Origin of the sequence: Guyparkeria sp., assembly GCF_041687595.1 — a bacterium.
In the GTDB taxonomy this organism is placed as follows: domain Bacteria; phylum Pseudomonadota; class Gammaproteobacteria; order Halothiobacillales; family Halothiobacillaceae; genus Guyparkeria.
Window position 1 is genome coordinate 3,889 of sequence record NZ_JAWLBP010000039.1, and the last position, 17,122, is coordinate 21,010.

Sequence of the window (17,122 nt, forward strand, 5' to 3'; positions counted from 1 at the left end):
GGGGCCGCATGATCGTCAGGGGAACCATGCTCGACCGGATCATCGCGGGCGATATGCCCGACGGCTGGGTGGATGCGGGGCTGGCGGCGCTGGACGAGTGGATCGCCATCCATGAGGCGCTGGCCAATGACGGTCAGAACGTCTTGACCGAACTGTTCCGGGATCACCAGGAAACCGGCTTCGGTTACTGGGAGCACTTTCCGGCCGACGACGCGCACGATCCTCGCAGTGGGGCGCGGTTCTACTACCACGCGCATGATCCCAGCGAGTGGTCCCGTCAGGAGCATGGGCACTTTCACCTGTTCCTCCCTTCGGAGAACGAGGCCGGGTTCTCCCATGTGGTCGCGATTTCCATGAGTCCGGAGGGCCTGCCGCAGCGGCTGTTCACCACCAATGAATGGGTAACGGGAGAGCGGCTCGCCCCGGCGGCCGAACTGTTGGACCGTCTGCCCGAGGGCTTCGAGATCAACCGGGCCCGGCCTTCTTGGCTGGTCGGTCGATGGCTGACCGCGCTGGTCGCCCTGGTGATGCCGCAGGTCGAGTCCCTGCTGCGCGCCCGTGACGAGGTGTTGACCGGATCGGAGGGTGGATGGCCGAGTTCGACCGTGGTCGACGACCGGTCGCGTCACGTGCTGAGCGAGAGCGAACTGGACATGCAGGAGGTGATTGCCGCGTGGACGGGATACGCCGCGGAGCTCGGTCAGCCCTGACGGAACGGTGTTTTTTACTCACCCGAGTGGGTGGGCTTTTCAGGCGCCAGTTTGACGCCGATCTTGATGTACGAAGAAGGAGTTGAGTCATATGAATCTGAAACGGTTTCTTGTCGTTCCCGCCGGGGCGGCCGCGCTGGTCGTCGCTCAGGGAGCCTGGGCACTGGACGTGCCCGGATCGGTCGTTGACCCCAAGTGGCTGAATGACAACCTCGACGAGGTCACTGTCCTGCAGATCGCCGGCGGCGAACGGGCCTTCAAGATGGCGCCGAAGTACGAGACGGTCGAGGGCAAGAAGGTCGTCTCCGTGGTGGCCGGTCATGTGCCCGGTGCCCAGTTCGTCGACTGGGGTGCTGTCCGCGTCGATCGCGACATGGACGGCAAGAAGGTCGGCAAGATGCTGCCGACCAAGGACGACTTCGAGAAGTTCGTCCGTGCGCTCGGCGTCGATGAGGGTGATGCCGTGGTCATCGTGCCGGCCGGCCTGACCGACTCGGACTTCACCAAGGCGGCCCGCCTGTACTGGCAGATGAAGTACTACGGCCACGACAATATGGCGCTGCTCGACGGCGGTCTGGCCAACTGGCTGGCCTCGGGCTTCGATGCCGAGACAGGCAAGCCCAAGTCGGTGGAAGGCGACTGGTCCGCTACCGACGAGCGCGAGGAGATCATGGCCACCTACGCCGAGGTACGCGAGGCCGCCGACAACCAGGGCGACGTCCAGCTGGTCGATGCCCGTCCGCATAACCAGTACATGGGCGTGTTCAGCAAGTCCAAGGAAGTGCCGGGCCACCTGCCGGGCGCCAGCAACGTTCCGCCGGAACTGCTCGTGCGTGCCGATGGCGCCGCCGCCAACTTCCTGCCGGCCTCCAGCTACGAGTCGATCATGGAGTTCAAGGGCATCGACGCTGACGCGCCGATGATCACCTACTGCAACTCGGGCAACCTCGCCGCCGGCCTGTGGTTTGTCGCCAGCGAGATCGTCGGCAACGACAGCGTCAAGCTGTACGACGGCTCGATGAAGGAGTACGGCATGTACGCCGGTGAAGGGGCCAAGTCGGTCAATCCCGCCAAGGTGTACTGATCCCGACCGGGCCGAGCGACGCGGCCCAATCGGACGAATGCAGACCCCGCCCGCGTGGCGGGGTTTTTCATGTCCGGTGGAATGTGCCGCCGGGAGATTTGCGCCCGGCAAGCGGGCCGGTCAGCGTATACACTCAAGGCAGGTCCAAGAGAGTCAGCCAAGGAGGTTCGACCGATGAATACCTGGGTACTGGTAGCCGATGCGGCCCGAGCTCGGTTCTTGATCGCCCGAGACAATCCCGATGCCTATCTCGGGAGCCAGGCGTTTCCTTCCAGCCAGCCCGCCCCGAGAGGCGAGCTCGAGGAGATGGAGACGCTCTCGAACTCGGCCGCGAGGCTGTCGGACCAGGATCTGGAGACCGATCGCCCCGGCGCCACGACGGATCGCAAGGGCGACGCGATGCATGCCTACGAGCCCCCGAACAGCGTCCGGGATATCGAGGCGCGGCGGTTTGCCCGCGAGATCGTGAAGCGACTCGGCAGCCTGCGCGACGAGCGCAAGCTGGATCGTTTCTATCTGCTGTCCGCCCCCGACTTCCTGGGTGTTCTGCGCGACGAGATGGACAAGGGGCTCAGGGAGATCGTGGTGGCGGAAAAGGCGCGGGACGTGTCCATGCAGACGCCGCGGGAGATCCGGTCCTCGCTGCCGCAACGGCTCTGAAGCCGCGTTTCCCAGTCAAGCCAACGTCAACAGGGAGATCAGGATGTTCCTGAAACGCAAAGACAACGATGACATGATCGAGATCCTGGACGCCGAGTCGCTGGCCGACCCGGCGCAGCCGACCGTGGTGGGTCGCCAGCATGCCGGCGAGGAAATGCAGGACGAGGAAGACTTCGAGAAGGCGGACCTGGAGTTTCCTTCCGGTGAGCCTCTGCCGCTCTGCTGGCTGGACCTGCACTGGCGGGAAGACTGAGCTTCTGCCGTCGCGCGATCAAGGGCCGTCCCCGAGGTGACGGCCCTTTTCGTTGGTTGAAGCCGGCCGGTTCTGGGTGGCGACGTCCGTCGGTCGGGGCGCGTCAGGGAATGGCCCAGAGCGTGAGCGACAGCAGCAGGCTCGCGATCGCCGCGCCTATCAGCGGGAGCATCATGATGCCGGCCAGTGCCTGACGGCGCGCCATCTTCCAGGCAGTCCAGACCAGCGCTCCCAGCCAGACCACGGCCACTAGCAGGGCGAGCGGGGAGAGGCCCGCGCCGAGCAGCAGGACGACGGCCAAGGGCAGGGCGAGGATCAGCACCAGCATGCCGGTCTCGCTGCCAGGTCTGGGGGTCGTGATGGCGGCGGCATAAGCGAACGCCGCCCAGGCGAGCAGGAAGGTAAAGCCCATGGCGCCGGTCACGGGAGAGGCGGGCAGGGTGCGAGCTCCGGCGGTGCCGGAGGGATGGATGTCGATTCCCAGCCACAGTAGCAGGACCGCCACGATGAGGCTGACAGTCATCCAGAGGGTCAGGGCGCGGCGATCAACGTTCGGTTCCGGCATGGTTATCGACTCCTCGAGTTGGAAAGGGTCATTTGCGAAAGTCTCTGGCCGGGAGGCTCTGGCACGACCATAGCACTTCGGCGGCCAGGGAGTCCCGGGTTTGCGCAGAGGGTGTCGCGCTTGTCTACACTCTCTGCCAGAGTGGCAGGGTCTGCCGCACAAAGCCCCGACGACCGGGGCGGCCGGACGAGGAGTTACGCATCGTGCATGTTCTGATCACGGGAGGAGCGGGGTTCATCGGATCACACCTCGTGGACCATCATCTGCGCAAGGGCGACCGGGTGCATGTGGTCGACAACCTGAGCACCGGTTCGCTCGACAACATCTCGCAACACCTCACCCATCCGGAATTCCGTTTCACGGAGGACGACATCGTCACCTGGCCGGATCTCAACGAGGTGGTCAGCTGGGCCGACCGGATCTATCACATGGCCGCCGTGGTAGGCGTGTTCCGGGTGCTGGAGAGGCCAATCGACGTGATGGCCACCAACATCGCCGGTTGCGAGCGCCTGCTGCGCGCCGTCCACCGCTGCGGCTGGAAGCCCGAGGTGCTGATCGCCTCGAGCTCGGAGGTCTACGGGCCACGCACCGACGAGCGCCTGCGCGAGGACATGGACCTCATCATCCAGCCCGAGGCACCGCCGCGCTGGAACTACGCGATCAGCAAGCTGGCCGACGAGGCCTTCGCGCTGTCCTATGCCCGCGTGCATGACATCCCCGTCACGGTGGTGCGCCTGTTCAACACGGTGGGCCCCAGGCAGACAGGGCGCTACGGCATGGTGGTGCCCCGTTTCGTGCGTCAGTCCCTGGCCGGGGATGTTCTGACCGTCTTCGGTGACGGCAAACAGAGCCGTGCCTTCACCGACGTGCGCGACACGGTGGTCATGCTCGACGAGGTGGCGGCCAAGGCCAATGCCAGGGGATTGATCGTGAACGTCGGCCGGGAGGGGGAAACCAGCATCGAGTCGCTCGCCCATCGGGTGATCGAACGGACGGGATCGGACTCGGAGGTCGAGTATGTGCCCTACGAGATCGCCTATGGTCAGGAATACGTCGACATCCCTCATCGCTGCCCGGATCTCACGCGGCTGCACTCGCTGACCGAATTTCGACCGAAATGGACACTGGATGCCACCCTGGACGACCTGATCGCCCGGGCGCGGCGAACGCATGGAGCCTCCTGAGGAGGGAGAATGGCAACCACCCCCTATTTCGTACTGAGTCCCAGTGCGGTACTGAGCATCATCGGGCTGCTCCGAGGCCCCGACAAGACCGATCCCACACCACCGAAAGACTGGCACGATGCCGTGGTCGACGTGGTGATCCCCTCGCTCAATGAGCAGGCGAACATCGTGCTGGCACTCGAGTCCGTGCGCCGGCAGACGATGCAGCCTCGCAACGTGATCCTGGTCGACGACGGCAGCAACGACCGCACCGTGGAATACGCGCGTGCGTTTGCCGATCAGTACGACATGCCGCTCACGGTGATCAACCGAGCGCATTCGATCGGCAAGACCCCGACCATCAAGCGCCAGTCGCGTGAATACGATGCCGATGTCGAGTTCATCCTCGATGCCGACACTTTCCTCGATGCTGACAACTACATCGCGCGGACGGTCGAGGAGCTCTACAAGGGGGCCGGGATCGCCAGTGCCTGCGGCGTGATCCTTCCCACCCGCGAGAAGGACCGGCGTCGCCGCATCCAGGACACGGAGATCCGCCGATTCCTGGAATCGCACGACGACATCGACTTGCACCAGCCGCAGGGTGGTTGGTGGTATCGCCTCAACCGCAACCTCACGGCGTTGTACCGTCTGCAGCTTTACACCTTCCTGCAGCGATTCGTCTATGTGGGACAGATGTCGTTCTTCGGCACCATCACCAACCCGGTCGGTTGTGCGGTGGCCTATCGTCGCAAGTACATCAAGGATCTTTTCGACAAGTACGAGCCGGTACTCGGTGATGACCTGACCAATTCCGAGGATATCTTCATCGGGTTCGCCCTGATGAACGAGGGATACCGGAACGTGCAGCTACAAGATGTCAGCGCCCACTCCCTCGAGCCGGAGATGCGCAAGCTCCACCGCCAGATCTACCTGTGGTCATCGTCGTTCCTGCAGAGTTGCTACTACTTCGACAACCTCATGAGGAGCCCCTTCAAGGCGCTGCGACGGGCCAGGCACCGACATCGCGAGAAGCACGACCCGGCGATCAAGGAGCAAGTCCAGCGTCGCAAGATCAGGGAGGCCTATCGACAGCCCTTCGGCGAGACGCACACCCGCGAACTCGGGCGCCCGGCCGGCTGGGTGCCGTTCATGGCCGCGGCAGAGAAGATCTTCTTTCCCACCGCTTTGCTGATCATGATCATCCTGCGGTTGTGGGAGCCTTTGGTGGTCACCCTGATCGCCGAGACCACCGTGTCCGTGAGCATTCTGACGGGCATCTCCAAGGGGCGTCGCGTCAAGGCGTTCTTCCAGGGGATCGCGATGACACCGGTGCGCTATGCGAGCCTGCTGTTCGACCTGGTCACCATTGGACGGTTTTCAACGGACCTCTGGATTACGGGGAATCGGAAATGGCGCAAGTAACCTTTAACGCGGCAAGAGGGGCCGGGGCCGCCCTGGCCCTCTGCGCGACCATGATGGTCGTGACCCCGGCCTACGCCCAGTCCGTGCCGCCGGCCGCCATAGAGGCGGAGATGAACGAGGACTGGTCGACGGCGGCCGCCATCTACCGCGAGGCATTGCAGGCCGACCCCTCACGCGTGGATCTCCACCGGAGGTTGTCCGACGTGCTGGCGCGTGACGGCCAGCCCGTGGCCGCCGCAGAGGCGCTGGACCGGGCGGCCGCAGAGGAGCCGGAGGATGTCGATCTCCGCCTGCAGGCCTCGGCTGCCTGGGCCCAGGCCGATCGCCCGGTCCGGGCCCTGGCCCAGTGCGAGGCGGCCGCTGAGCTGGAGCCCGGGAACCTGTCCATCCTGCGCACCTGCTCCAAGCAGGCCAACTGGGCGGGAGATGTCGACGCCGTGGTGGAGCACCGGGGCGCCATTCATGGGATCACCGGCGCCGACGAGGACCTCAAGGCCTATGCGCGGGCCTTGGGCGGGGCTGGCGAACTGGACGAATCGGTGCGCCTGTATCAGGACTATTTGGAGCGCCATCCGGAGGATCCGGAGGCCCTGCTCGACTACGCGACGATCGAGACCTGGCGGGGCGACTATGCACGGGGGCACGAGGTGCTGCGGCGTTATGCCGACGTCCATGGCGAGGATGCCGGTTGGGCGGCCCGAATGGCCCGTCTGCTTGCCTGGGCCCATCGTCCGACGACCGCACGTCCGCTGAACGACGAGCTGCTGGCCTCCGACCCGGACAACTACGAGCACCTCTACACCCGCATGCTGATCCTGCGCGGGGAGAAGCGTCACAGTGAGGCGATCGAGGCCCTGGAGCCGCTCGAGCGGTTGCGTCCGGATTCCAAGGACACCCGTGACGCGGTGCGCAGCACGCATGCGTTCCTGCGCTCGAATGTCGGGATCGAGGCCGGGTGGCGTGATGACGCCGACGACATCAGCATGAGGCGATTCGCGGTCAAGGGGCGCTGGTCACTGACCCCGGAGACCTATCTCTACGGTCGGCTGGAACATCGCGATATCAGGGCCGAGTCGGGCAGCCCCTATGTCGGTGTCGAGGGCGATACCAGCGTGGACATCGAGCAGGGAATCGTCGGGGCTCGCCATCGCATCAGCCCGGCAGTGGAGGTCGGTGGCCATGTCGGTGCAGCCAGCATTTCCGGGGGTGGCGGTGATCGCGGACTGTACGGTCTCTATGCCGACCTTCGACCGCTCGACAATCTCTGGGTGGATCTGTCGGCGACCCGAAGCATCTGGGACATCTCGCCGAAGTCCGCTTCACTCGGTATCGCGTTGCGGGATCATCGCGCACGCATCCACTGGCAGCCCACCCTGCGTCACTTCCTCAACGCCGAGGTGGCCCACGGCCGCCTTAGCGACGGAAATCGTCGCGACGAGCTCTACCTGAATCCCTACCGGGCCATGTTGCGCTCCCAGCATCTCAATCTCGACCTGGGTGTCTCGGCGCACTGGCAGCGCTTCGACGAAACGCTGGACAACGGTTACTACGACCCGGAGAACTACCGTCGTTTCGCGTTCACTGCCGTCGGCTACTGGAAGTTCTCGGATGATGACGGATTGAGTCTGTCGGTCAGTCCCGGCTGGCATACCGACGAGACCATTTCGGGCTACGAGTTCGGCACGGACGTCTCCGTGGAGCTGATCAACGGCATCTACCGCGACTGGTACAGCCGCCTGGGCGCTTCCTACAGCGATCGGTCGCAGGTTTCGGGACGTTACGATGCCTACGCCATCAACTGGGAGCTTGTGCGCCGCTTCTGACGGGTGGGCTATCCGGTCAGGCCCGCGAGCTGATCTGACAAAGGTGCGTCCGGTCCGCAGGGTCGCGTCGCCTGCAAGGCACCGGCAGGCGAGGCTTTCCCGCCTTTCGCCCGAGCGGTCTCCCGACATCGAAGACCAGAGGCAACGGTCCGAGCCTTTGCCGTCGGCCTTCTAGTGCCCACCGCGGTGTCGCCCCTGGCGACTTCCCTCGCCTTGACCGACAGGTTCCTCGAGTCGTTTGATTTCAGGGAAGACGTGGACAAGGAGTCGATCGACCTGTCCGGGGCGCATTCCTGGGATATCACCGCAGTGCATGCGCGCGACAAGGTGGTGGTCGACTGCCGCCGGCAAGTTATCGAGGTGATTTCGATCTATCTCGAGGAACAGTACATCGATCTCCTCGCTCTGGGCGCCTACGGCCACGGCCGCAACCCGATCCGTAAGCTGGTGCCGGGCGGTATCTCACCACCAAGATGATCATGAAGGTCGACGTGCCGCTACTGGTGGTGCGCTGATCACCGTAGCGACGGGAGGCACGGTTCGATGATTGTCAGGCCGCGCGAGAACGTGGCCTTCCTCGTTAGTGGTGTGCGGCACCAGTCTCTCGACCAGTCGACAGCCGGGCACCCGCCGAGGGCAGGGGATGTCCCAGCCTGGGGACGGCGAAACGGACACGAAAAAGGCCGCGCTCGAGCGCGGCCTTGCCATGTCTGCGATGACGCCGTCCGGCGTGACCGGTCAATCCACCGAGTAGTAGTCCGCCAGGGCGGCAATCTCCTCGTCGGTGAGCGGGTCGGCGAACTGCGACATGCCCTTGGCTACGTCGTTGTGACGATGACCGTCCTTGAACAGTTCCATCGTGCGCACGAAGTAGTCGACCGGCTGGCCCCGCAGGGACGGTGACTCGTTGATGCCGCCGGAGCCGTTACTGCCGTGGCAGGCGGCGCAAGGCGTGATCAAGCGGCTGGGGTCACCGACGCTCACCAGGTCGTGGGCCGGATGCGATTTCTCCGGCTTGGCCCTGTCGGGCAGCCCCTGCTGCTCGTAGAACGCGGCCAGGTCGGCCATGTCCTGTTCGCTCAGGTCCTCGCTCACCACGCTCATGAGGTGGGCACGATTGTCTTCGCGGCGCCGATGATCGGCGTAGTCGAGCATCTGCTTGTAGGTGTACTCGGCCCGCTGGCCGGCCAGCCGGGGCCAGTTGCCGGTCACCGATTCACCGTGTTCACCGTGACAGGAGGCGCAGAAGGCATCGTCGTGAAGTTCCTCGCCCCGGGAGGGGTCCCCTTGGGGCATGGCCGCCATCGTTGTGTGCCATTCGCCCGGTGTCCACTGGACGACGTCGCCCTTCTCCGCCGTGGCTGCCAGGGAGACCCCGGGCAGCGCCAGGCCGATCGCGGCCCCGGCGGCGAGCAGCGGACCGACGACTCGACGTGTCTGTTTCGGTTTCATCTGGATGTTCCTCCTTACGCGTATGCGGTCCACAGGCCGAAGCCGAAGTACTGGGCTACCCAGAGCACCAGCAGCACGATGCTCACGGTTCCCATGCGGTTGACGGCACGCGAGGGCGTATAGGTGCCCTGCGTCTGGCCGGCCTGCCATGCGACGGTCAGCAGGTAGGCCACGACGCTGCCGCCCAGCACCCCGAAGGTGATGAAGAACAGGCCAGTGGAGTACCAGTCCATCACGATCTTGTAGTCGAGCGGGTTGTAGCCGTGGACGCCGAACAGGGTGACCCAGCGGATTGCCTCGCGCATGGCGGCGACGACGATCATGGCCACGGTGGCGACGAGGATCGGGGTGTAGCCCCACAGACCCTGGTCGAGACGCCGGCCGAGCACCAGCGGGTAGGCGGCGGCGATGATCAGCGCAACGGCGGCGGCGATCGGCCAGGGGCCGGTGGCAAAGTCGCTGATGTCCCCCGGCAGACCACGCATCCAGATGACCAGCAGGACCAGCGAGATGGCCGTGCCGATGGCACCCAGGCGGGTTCCCAGCCGCTTGATGAAGTCGAGGTAGTCCTGGTCTTCCTCACCGGCGCCCTGGAGGTAGCGGCGGTAGCCGAACAGCCAGATGCCGATGACCGGCAGCGACAGCGCGATGAAGAAGGCGAAGCGCCACGGGTTATAGGCGTGGATGGAGCGGCCCGAGGCATCGATGACGCCGTTGGGTGCGTACCATTCCAGCCACTTGTCCGGCTCGAGCATCTGTACGGACAGGGCGTGCATGATGAAGCCGACCACCAGGAACAGCAGGATCGCCACGATCATCGACCCCGGGCAGCGGGTCTTCTTCGTCCGAAGCTCGTAGTTCATCGCGTAGAAGATGAACAGGGCGAGGGTCGCCACGATCAGGATGAAGATGAACCCGATGACCCACCAGGCGGAGAGCACGTTCGAGGTGTACCAGAACGGGTCGTAGATGACCTGGACGAACAGCAGCGGTGCGACCCCGACCACGATGGCGACCGAGATGGCGACCTTGGCCGTGTTGACCATGGCGGAGGCCAGCCGTCGCCAGTGGTCATCCCCGGAGAAGGCCCCGCGGATGGCCAGGAACGACGACCCGAGCAGGACGTGCACGGCGGCGATGTGCAGCGCCCAGGTGGCCACGCCCAGGATCAGGAAGATCACCGGGTGGGCCGGGATGCCCAGCGGGTCACGCAGGGCGTAGAGCATGGCGGTATCCATTACTTGTCCTCCTCTTCGGAACGGGTTTCGAGGAGCGCCGTCTTGTCACCGGCCTCGTAGCGGGCGACGGCCTCGGGATCGGTCAGGCTGGCGATGAACACGGCCAGTGCCTCGGCCTCGTCATCCTTCAGCGGGATGCGCGGCATGTACATCGTGTTGCCCGTGGAGAGCGCGCCCACCAGATAGGTCTTGATCCCTTCGATGTCGGCCTTCTCCGGGAAGTAGTTCTTCAGCGGACGAATGCCGGTGTCGGAGAGCGAGTGGCAGTTGCTGCAGGCGGTGATCGCCAGCGTGCGCCCCACCTCGGCGGCGTTGTCACGGCGGATCTCCCGCTGCTCTTCCGGCCAGAAGATGTGGGCGTGCTTGAACCCGACCTTCTCCAGCGTCGGCATTTCGGACTTCACGCCCATCCCCGGCACGTCGTGACCGATGACCTGGTTGGAGTAGATGTACTGGCCGGCGATGTACGGCTTGCGCACCGACTCGCGAATGGTCTCGCCGGGCCACAGACCGAGCACCAGGATCGCCACGGTGGCGATGCCGGCGACGGTTGCCGTGACGATCTTCGGCCGGATGAGTGTCGCGGCGAAGTAGGCGAGCATGGCGCCCAGCACGATCAGGATCGACGGGGTGAAGTAATCCGGCATGCGGTTCTCGGCCACCAGGTGCGCGATCTCCGGCAGCGTGCTCATGTACCACGGGTACAGCGAGATGCCGATGATCGCGGACAGCCCGCCGACGATCGCCAGGCGACGCAGCAGCCATTTCTTGAAGGCCTCGTCCTTCAGCCCCGCGGCGACGATGCCCCCGACCGCGGCGGTGATGGTGAACATGAACGCCGTGCGGATCATCAGCTGTGCGAAGGTGTTGTCACCGTAGAAGCCCAGCAGGTAGCCGCCTTCGGTGAACCACTCCTCGCGGCCCGGCATCATCATGAACGAAAGGATGCCGACGATGGCCAGCATGGTGGCGTAGGAGGTGACGGCGAAGATCGCGGCGAGCTTCATGTACGTGTGCCGTTCGAGCTTGCCGGCCAGGTACACGAGCATGTAGACGCCGATCACCTCGATGACGAAGAACACCCACTCGGTCGCCCATTTCCACACGAAGTTGTGGATCAGTGCCGAGATGCCGCGTGGGCTGCCCACGGTGGTCGAGTACCAGATCCCCGGCCCGGTGATGGAGCCGAGGATGTAGGAGAAGACCAGCAGGAACAGACCGTACTTGCGGATGAAGTCGATCAGTTCCGGACGGTTGTCACGTGCACCGATCCAAGCGAGCACGCCGAAGAGGATGGCTGCGCCTACCGCCGTGTGCGAGAAGAGCACGTGGATGGTCGCGATAATCCCGATTACCCAGCCACTGCCGATGCCCGGCTCATACCAGGTCGGGTAAAGTCCGATCAGATCCATGTCGGGATCCTCCTGTCAGAACGCATCAGGCCGGTCCGCGAAGGGAGCCGGCCGTGAAAGGGGTTGAAGGTCATGAGAAGCAGTCTTCCGTGAAGGCTGTCATCCAGTTGTGCTGGTAGAGCGCGGCCAGCTTTTTCTGCACCTTTGTGGCCTCGAAGGGCAGGTAGCGCTGCTCGTCGACCCGCTCGATCCGTCCGTCCTTAAGCCGGAACACGTCGGCGACGAACATGCCGCTGTCGGTATTGCCGGCCAGGGCGTAGCAGGTGTTCTGGAACATCGGCTCGACCGGTTCGTTGCCCGCCAGCAGCGCCTTGAGCTGGATCGCAAGGACCTTGGCCTGGCTGTTGGCCGCGTACCCCGACTTGGGCATGGCCCCGGCAATGCAGGAATCCCCGATCACGTGGACGTTCGGGTGACGGGTCGACTCGAAGGTCTTCTGGTCGACCGGGCACCAGCCGGATCCGTCCGTCAGGTCCTGGTCGATGGCGATCTGCGCGGCCTTCAGCGGCGGGATGATGTTGATCATGTCCGCTTCGAAGACGCCGGCCTCGGCCTCGACCGTCATGTTCTCGGCGTCGACCTTCAGGATCTGGCCGCCCATCTCGCCCATGATCCACTCGATCGGACCCGGGTTGTCGTGTGTCTGGAGCTGGGCCAGTTCCTCTTCCGTGTACTTCGATCGCGCCGGCTCCGGGATATTGAAGCGGTAGAGCTCGTTCCAGGCATGGAGCATGCTGTAGTCGGTGGTGAAGCCGTTCTTCGGATCGAGGATGATCACGCGCGGCGAACTGTCCCCCCGGTCCAGCAGCCACTGGGCGATCAGGCCCGCGCGCTCGTAGGGCCCGGGCGGGCAGCGATAGGGGCCCGGCGGCGGTCCGACGATGACGGTCCCGTTCTCCGGGACTGCTGCAAGCTGAGCCTTGAGTTCAAGCAGCTGGTCGCCGGCGTCCCAGGCATGCGGAAGCTTCTTCTCGGCCAGTTCCTCGGTCAGGCCCTCGATCGCGTCGAAGTCGAAGGAGATGCCCGGCGACATCACCAGCCGGTCGTAACCGACCTGCTTGCCCCCGGCGGTGACCACGCGCTTGTTGTCGTAGTCGATCTCGGTGACGGCGTCGTGGACGAACTTCACGCCGTGGCGGTTCTTCAGCGCGTCGTAGGAAATCGTGATGTCGTCCATCGTGACCTGACCGGTGATGACCTCGCTCGAGCCGTAGGGGCGCTGGTACTCCCGCTTCGGCTCGACGATGGTCACATCGATTTCCGGCGCGTACAGCTTGATGTACTTGGCGGTCGTGGCCCCGCCGACACCGCCTCCGACGATGACGACCCGGGCCTGGCTCGCCGCGCGCGCCAAGGGCGTGCCGAGCAACCCGGCACCGGCCGTGCCCGCGCCGGCGAACTTGAGAAAGTTGCGACGACTGATCGTGCTCATGAATCATTCTCCCCGTCTTGCTTGTCCGACTCGGCCCGTTCTTTCGGCAGGCTCGAGAAGTAGTCGGCCATCGCCCGGATCTCCTCGTCGGTGAAGGCGCGTGCCAGTGGCCCCATGAGGGTCGACGGGCGCGAACCGTCGGCGAACGATTCCATGGCTTCGATGAACTGTTCGCGCGGCATGCCCGCCAGCGGGACATAGGCCGAGTCCTGAATGTACCCCTCGGTGCCGTGGCAGCCGGCGCAGGTCTGCGCGGCCATGAGTGCCTGGGGGTCGGCATCGCGGCTGGTCTCGGCGTGAGCGGTTGCCAGCCAGAGGCTGCCTCCCAGTGCCGCGGCCCATCCGATCACCTGGTGTCTGATCATGATGTGTACCTCTTCCTCGCTCCTCGCCCGCTGCTCCATGACGTCTCTGCGGTGGCGTTCCTTCATCACAGTCGGGCATGATTGATTGCAGATTCATTTTACTTAACCGTACGCCAAATATACACCATCAAAAATGTTTATGAATAGGGCGTGACAGGAATATTCGCTCCTCGAGGGGGGGGCCTGCCGTGAGGCTTGGATGGGACGGGGAGCAAGAAGGCGCGGAATATGCCCTGAAAAAAAGTCAACATGCAGGCAAATCCATTTAACATGTCGGCATATGCCTTCCTGGATGTTCGGGTGGCGGCATCGTGATGCCGTTTGCCTGCCTGGCGCATTCGTCGATGAATGCCGGCGTGGGTCAGCTACAACTATTAGTGCATGAAGGATCGTTCCGCAGAAGAGCGATTTCGCCCGGCCTGCGCCAGATCACGCAGCCGGATGCACGCGAAGGGAGGTCAGCGTGGCAGCAGGGTCTCGAGCTGCGTGTCCGCGCTGTCCATGTCGATGGCCAGGAGTCGTCCGGAAAAGCCGGGCGCGATCTTGGGAAGCCAGTGGTGGAGGGCAGCCAGATTGTCGGGCGCATCGGCATCGGGCGGGGCGTGACGGTTGAGCACCACGGCATCGGTGCGGATGCCCCGGCGGTCGAGGGCCTCGATGGCGGCAAGGGTGGTGCTGAGGGTGCCGAGCCGGTCTTCGCAGACGAGGATGACCGGCAGGCCGGTTGCAAGCGCCAGTTCGACATTGAGGGCGTCGTCGGCGAGGGGAGAGTAGAGTCCGCCGGCGCCCTCGATTAGCCAGTAGTCGTCCGCTGCGCCCGGGCGGAGATCGAGGGCGGGGAGGAGGTCGCCGGTGAAGGAGAGCGAGCGCCCCTCCCGTTGGGCGGCCTCGGGCGGTGCCAGCGCGGCGAGAAACCGCAAGGGGCAGACGACCTGCGGTGGCTCGTGTCCACCGGCAGCTTGGCGCAGCTGATCGGCATCGGCCGCGAGGCGGCTGACACCCTGTTCGGTCGTCACTTCCTCGCAGCCGCTTTCCGCCGGCTTGCGCGCCCGGACGACGAGGCCCCGGCGTGTCAACAGCCGGGCCAGGCGTGTGCCGACGAAGGTCTTGCCGACGCCGGTGTCGGTGGCCAGGATCACCCAGCCGCGTCGCGCGCTAGAGCCCCTGTCGTTCATGCCGGGTCGGGCAGTTCCCGGCCGGTCAGCCGGCGGTAGGCGGTCAGGTAGCGTTCGCGCGTCTGTTCGACGATCTCGTCAGGGATCGCCGGACCGGGCGCCGTCTTGTCCCAGTCGAGCGTCTCCAGCCAGTCGCGGATGAACTGCTTGTCGAAGGAGGGCGGGCTGATGCCCGGACGGTACTGGTCGGCCGGCCAGAAGCGGGAGGAGTCCGGCGTGAGCGCCTCGTCGATCAGGTGCAGCGTACCGTTCCCGTCCAGGCCGAACTCGAACTTGGTGTCGGCGATGATGATGCCGCGTTCGGCGGCGTAGTCGGACGCCATCCGGTAGAGCGCCATGGCCGTGTCACGCACCTGCGCGGCCATTTCGGGGCCGATCAGTCGCTCGGTCTCGGCGAAGTCGATGTTCTCGTCGTGGTCACCGACATCTGCCTTGGTGGCCGGGGTGTAGATGGGTTCGGGCAGGCGATCGGCCAGTTGCAGGCCCTCGGGCAGGGCGATGCCGCAGACGGCGCCGGTTGCCTGGTAGTCCTTGTAGCCCGAGCCGATCAGGTACCCGCGCACCACCGCCTCGATCGGCAGGGCCTGCAGATTGCGCACGATCACGCTGCGGCCCTCGAGCGGGGCGCGCCGGACCGGGTCGGGGACGATCGCCGCCAGGTCCTGGTCGTCACAGAGGTGGTTGGGGACCAGTGCGCGGCTTTTCTCGAACCAGAAGCGTGATATCTCGGTGAGCACCCGTCCCTTGTCCGGGATGGGGGTGGGCAGGATCACGTCGAAGGCCGAGACGCGGTCGGTGGTGACGATCAGCATCCGCTCGTCGTCGATGCGATACAGGTCGCGCACCTTGCCACGATGGATCAGTTCCAGGTTGTCGATCTGCGTTTCGAAGACGGCAAGGGACGAGTGTGTCATGAGGGTTCAACTGTTAGCATACTAAGAATTGGGCCCGCCTCGGGCGGCAAACGACTATTGTACGAGAGCGCGGGGTCCGAGGCGAAGCCCGGGCCCTGAGAACGAGCAGGAGAGAGTGATGCGGACGAGAGCGCTGTTCGGTGGATGCCGCTGGCTGGTGGGGTTGCTTGTCCTGTCGACGCTGACGGGGCGGGCAGCGGCAGATTTCAGCGTGGCGGTGGCCGAGAGCGGCGACATGCTCGACGTGCGGGTGATCGAGTCCACCGAGAGTCGCTCGGACGGTCCGCTCGTCTTGTGGGTCGTCAACCAGTACGGCGAGACGCCCGGTCCCGAAAGCGTGGCGCACGAACTGGCCCGGCAGGGAGCGACCGTCTGGATGGTCGACGTGATGGAGTCGCTGTTCCTGCCGCGGTCGGATGTCTCGGTGCGCAACGTCGGCGGGGCACCCGTGGGTTCGCTGATCGCCCGGGCCGTCGAGGAGGAGCGCCCGACCGTGGTGGTCGGGGCCGACCGGATGGCCATCCCCCTGCTGCGAGGCATGCGCTGGTGGCAGCAGCGTACCCACGACACCTCGCCACTCGCCGGGGCCGTGCTGATCTTTCCCAGCCTCTACCGCGGGGCGCCGGTGGCTGGCGAGGAGCCCGAGCTGTTCTCGATCGTCGATGCCACCAACCTGCCGGTGATGCTGCTGCAACCGGAGCAGGGGGTCTATCGCCACCGCCTGCTCGACCTGCGCGAGCACTTTCTCCAGGCGGGCAGCGACGTCTACGTTCGCGTCGTTCCCGGCGTGCGCGACTACTACCACATGCACCTGGACGATGCGCAGACCGAGTCGCTCGACCGGCTGGAGCAGGTCATGGACGACCCCGACGAGGCGCGGGCAGTGAGAGACCTGCCCGGCGATATCCTCCGGTCGATTCCGTTGCTAGCGGCCGCGCACCATCCTGATGAAGTGCGCCCGCTCGACCCCGAGCGAACCACCCCTATCGACCGCCAGACGGGGCTTCAGCCGGTCGAGCCGCAGCAGGCGCCGGGGTTCGAGTTGACGGACCTCGAGGGGAACACCCAGCGCCTCGAGGACGACTTCGACGGCGTGCAGATCGTCAACTTCTGGGCCACCTGGTGTCCGGCCTGCGTCGAGGAGATTCCCTCCATGGAGCGCCTGGCAAGCCGCTATCCCGACAAGGTGAAGATCTACGCGATCGCCTTCAAGCAGTCGCCCGAGCACCTGCGCGAATTCATGCAGGACTTCGACGTCTCCTTCCCGGTGCCGGTCGATCCGGACGGCGAGGTGGCGGCTCGCTACGACGCCTTCGCCTTCCCCACCTCCTTCCTGGTCGCGGCCGATGGACGCATCCACTACTCGGTGAACGCCGGCATCATCTGGGATACCGAGGAGGTCGACGCGATCGTGCGGGAACTGCTGGAGATCGAGCCGGAATAGGCTGGAG

At 65.1% G+C, this 17,122-nt stretch carries 17 protein-coding genes; 9 read left to right on the forward strand and 8 right to left on the reverse strand.

Annotated elements, in window-relative coordinates; translation table 11 throughout:
- The 4 genes from ACESL5_RS07130 to ACESL5_RS07145 form a co-directional block, all read left to right on the forward strand.
- A partial coding sequence (locus ACESL5_RS07130; RefSeq protein WP_372592088.1) for a DUF6969 family protein occupies positions 1 to 710 on the forward strand: 710 nt, incomplete at its 5' end.
- Positions 711 to 801: 91 nt separating this feature from the next.
- Complete coding sequence (locus tag ACESL5_RS07135; RefSeq protein ID WP_372592089.1) at positions 802 to 1,794, forward strand: sulfurtransferase; 993 nt, start codon at positions 802 to 804, stop codon at positions 1,792 to 1,794.
- A 174-nt stretch (positions 1,795 to 1,968) separates the two neighbouring features.
- A complete protein-coding gene (locus tag ACESL5_RS07140) occupies positions 1,969 to 2,454 on the forward strand; it encodes a host attachment protein (protein WP_372592090.1) in 486 nt (161 codons plus the stop codon).
- 43 nt (positions 2,455 to 2,497) lie between these two features.
- Positions 2,498 to 2,707: an acetyltransferase gene (locus ACESL5_RS07145; protein ID WP_372592091.1), complete on the forward strand. Its 210-nt coding sequence runs from the start codon at positions 2,498 to 2,500 to the stop codon at positions 2,705 to 2,707.
- Positions 2,708 to 2,810: 103 nt separating this feature from the next.
- Here the strand turns inward: ACESL5_RS07145 and ACESL5_RS07150 are convergent, their stop codons facing one another.
- Complete coding sequence (locus ACESL5_RS07150) at positions 2,811 to 3,272, reverse strand: hypothetical protein (protein WP_372592092.1); 462 nt, start codon at positions 3,270 to 3,272, stop codon at positions 2,811 to 2,813.
- Between the two features lie 203 nt (positions 3,273 to 3,475).
- On the opposite strand from ACESL5_RS07150, the gene ACESL5_RS07155 reads away from it, so the two are divergent.
- The 4 genes from ACESL5_RS07155 to ACESL5_RS07170 all read left to right on the forward strand — a co-directional run bounded on the left by ACESL5_RS07155 (position 3,476) and on the right by ACESL5_RS07170 (position 8,160).
- Positions 3,476 to 4,456 carry an NAD-dependent epimerase/dehydratase family protein gene (locus tag ACESL5_RS07155; RefSeq protein WP_372592093.1) on the forward strand — a complete coding sequence of 327 codons (981 nt, stop codon included), beginning with the start codon at positions 3,476 to 3,478 and terminating at the stop codon, positions 4,454 to 4,456.
- Between the two features lie 9 nt (positions 4,457 to 4,465).
- A complete protein-coding gene (locus ACESL5_RS07160) occupies positions 4,466 to 5,860 on the forward strand; it encodes a glycosyltransferase (protein ID WP_372592094.1) in 1,395 nt (464 codons plus the stop codon).
- Positions 5,848 to 7,683 (forward strand): tetratricopeptide repeat protein, encoded by a 1,836-nt coding sequence (locus ACESL5_RS07165; protein ID WP_372592095.1) that lies wholly within the window; start codon positions 5,848 to 5,850, stop codon positions 7,681 to 7,683. The genes ACESL5_RS07160 and ACESL5_RS07165 overlap by 13 nt, the downstream gene beginning before the upstream one ends.
- Before the next feature lie 213 nt (positions 7,684 to 7,896).
- Positions 7,897 to 8,160 (forward strand): hypothetical protein, encoded by a 264-nt coding sequence (locus ACESL5_RS07170; protein WP_372592096.1) that lies wholly within the window; start codon positions 7,897 to 7,899, stop codon positions 8,158 to 8,160.
- 261 nt (positions 8,161 to 8,421) lie between these two features.
- Here the strand turns inward: ACESL5_RS07170 and ACESL5_RS07175 are convergent, their stop codons facing one another.
- The 7 genes from ACESL5_RS07175 to ACESL5_RS07205 all read right to left on the reverse strand — a co-directional run bounded on the left by ACESL5_RS07175 (position 8,422) and on the right by ACESL5_RS07205 (position 15,671).
- Positions 8,422 to 9,135, reverse strand: a complete 714-nt coding sequence (locus ACESL5_RS07175; RefSeq protein ID WP_372592097.1) for a c-type cytochrome — start codon at positions 9,133 to 9,135, stop codon at positions 8,422 to 8,424.
- Positions 9,136 to 9,149: 14 nt separating this feature from the next.
- A complete protein-coding gene (locus ACESL5_RS07180; RefSeq protein ID WP_372592098.1) occupies positions 9,150 to 10,373 on the reverse strand; it encodes a hypothetical protein in 1,224 nt (407 codons plus the stop codon).
- Positions 10,373 to 11,785 carry a c-type cytochrome gene (locus ACESL5_RS07185; RefSeq protein WP_372592099.1) on the reverse strand — a complete coding sequence of 471 codons (1,413 nt, stop codon included), beginning with the start codon at positions 11,783 to 11,785 and terminating at the stop codon, positions 10,373 to 10,375. The genes ACESL5_RS07180 and ACESL5_RS07185 overlap by 1 nt, the downstream gene beginning before the upstream one ends.
- Before the next feature lie 70 nt (positions 11,786 to 11,855).
- Complete coding sequence (locus ACESL5_RS07190; protein ID WP_372592100.1) at positions 11,856 to 13,217, reverse strand: FCSD flavin-binding domain-containing protein; 1,362 nt, start codon at positions 13,215 to 13,217, stop codon at positions 11,856 to 11,858.
- Complete coding sequence (locus ACESL5_RS07195; RefSeq protein ID WP_372592101.1) at positions 13,214 to 13,582, reverse strand: c-type cytochrome; 369 nt, start codon at positions 13,580 to 13,582, stop codon at positions 13,214 to 13,216. The genes ACESL5_RS07190 and ACESL5_RS07195 overlap by 4 nt, the downstream gene beginning before the upstream one ends.
- A 458-nt stretch (positions 13,583 to 14,040) precedes the next feature.
- Positions 14,041 to 14,721 carry a dethiobiotin synthase gene (bioD, locus tag ACESL5_RS07200; protein WP_372592102.1) on the reverse strand — a complete coding sequence of 227 codons (681 nt, stop codon included), beginning with the start codon at positions 14,719 to 14,721 and terminating at the stop codon, positions 14,041 to 14,043.
- A gap of 32 nt (positions 14,722 to 14,753) precedes the next feature.
- Entirely contained in the window at positions 14,754 to 15,671 is a 918-nt protein-coding gene (locus ACESL5_RS07205) for a phosphoribosylaminoimidazolesuccinocarboxamide synthase (RefSeq protein WP_372592103.1), read from the reverse strand.
- Between the two features lie 118 nt (positions 15,672 to 15,789).
- Here ACESL5_RS07205 and ACESL5_RS07210 point away from each other — a divergent pair, with 118 nt between their 5' ends.
- Positions 15,790 to 17,115, forward strand: coding sequence for a TlpA family protein disulfide reductase (locus ACESL5_RS07210; protein ID WP_372592104.1), 1,326 nt, complete (start codon positions 15,790 to 15,792; stop codon positions 17,113 to 17,115).
- The last annotated feature ends 7 nt before the right edge of the window (positions 17,116 to 17,122 follow it).

Coding starts and splice junctions, on each gene's coding strand:
- ACESL5_RS07135 (WP_372592089.1), top strand. CDS start 802: ATGAATCTGAAACGGTTTCTTGTCGTTCCCGCCGGGGCGGCCGCGCTG.
- ACESL5_RS07140 (WP_372592090.1), top strand. CDS start 1,969: ATGAATACCTGGGTACTGGTAGCCGATGCGGCCCGAGCTCGGTTCTTG.
- ACESL5_RS07145 (WP_372592091.1), top strand. CDS start 2,498: ATGTTCCTGAAACGCAAAGACAACGATGACATGATCGAGATCCTGGAC.
- ACESL5_RS07150 (WP_372592092.1), bottom strand. CDS start 3,272: ATGCCGGAACCGAACGTTGATCGCCGCGCCCTGACCCTCTGGATGACT.
- ACESL5_RS07160 (WP_372592094.1), top strand. CDS start 4,466: ATGGCAACCACCCCCTATTTCGTACTGAGTCCCAGTGCGGTACTGAGC.
- ACESL5_RS07165 (WP_372592095.1), top strand. CDS start 5,848: ATGGCGCAAGTAACCTTTAACGCGGCAAGAGGGGCCGGGGCCGCCCTG.
- ACESL5_RS07175 (WP_372592097.1), bottom strand. CDS start 9,135: ATGAAACCGAAACAGACACGTCGAGTCGTCGGTCCGCTGCTCGCCGCC.
- ACESL5_RS07180 (WP_372592098.1), bottom strand. CDS start 10,373: ATGGATACCGCCATGCTCTACGCCCTGCGTGACCCGCTGGGCATCCCG.
- ACESL5_RS07185 (WP_372592099.1), bottom strand. CDS start 11,785: ATGGATCTGATCGGACTTTACCCGACCTGGTATGAGCCGGGCATCGGC.
- ACESL5_RS07190 (WP_372592100.1), bottom strand. CDS start 13,217: ATGAGCACGATCAGTCGTCGCAACTTTCTCAAGTTCGCCGGCGCGGGC.
- ACESL5_RS07195 (WP_372592101.1), bottom strand. CDS start 13,582: ATGATCAGACACCAGGTGATCGGATGGGCCGCGGCACTGGGAGGCAGC.
- ACESL5_RS07205 (WP_372592103.1), bottom strand. CDS start 15,671: ATGACACACTCGTCCCTTGCCGTCTTCGAAACGCAGATCGACAACCTG.
- ACESL5_RS07210 (WP_372592104.1), top strand. CDS start 15,790: ATGCGGACGAGAGCGCTGTTCGGTGGATGCCGCTGGCTGGTGGGGTTG.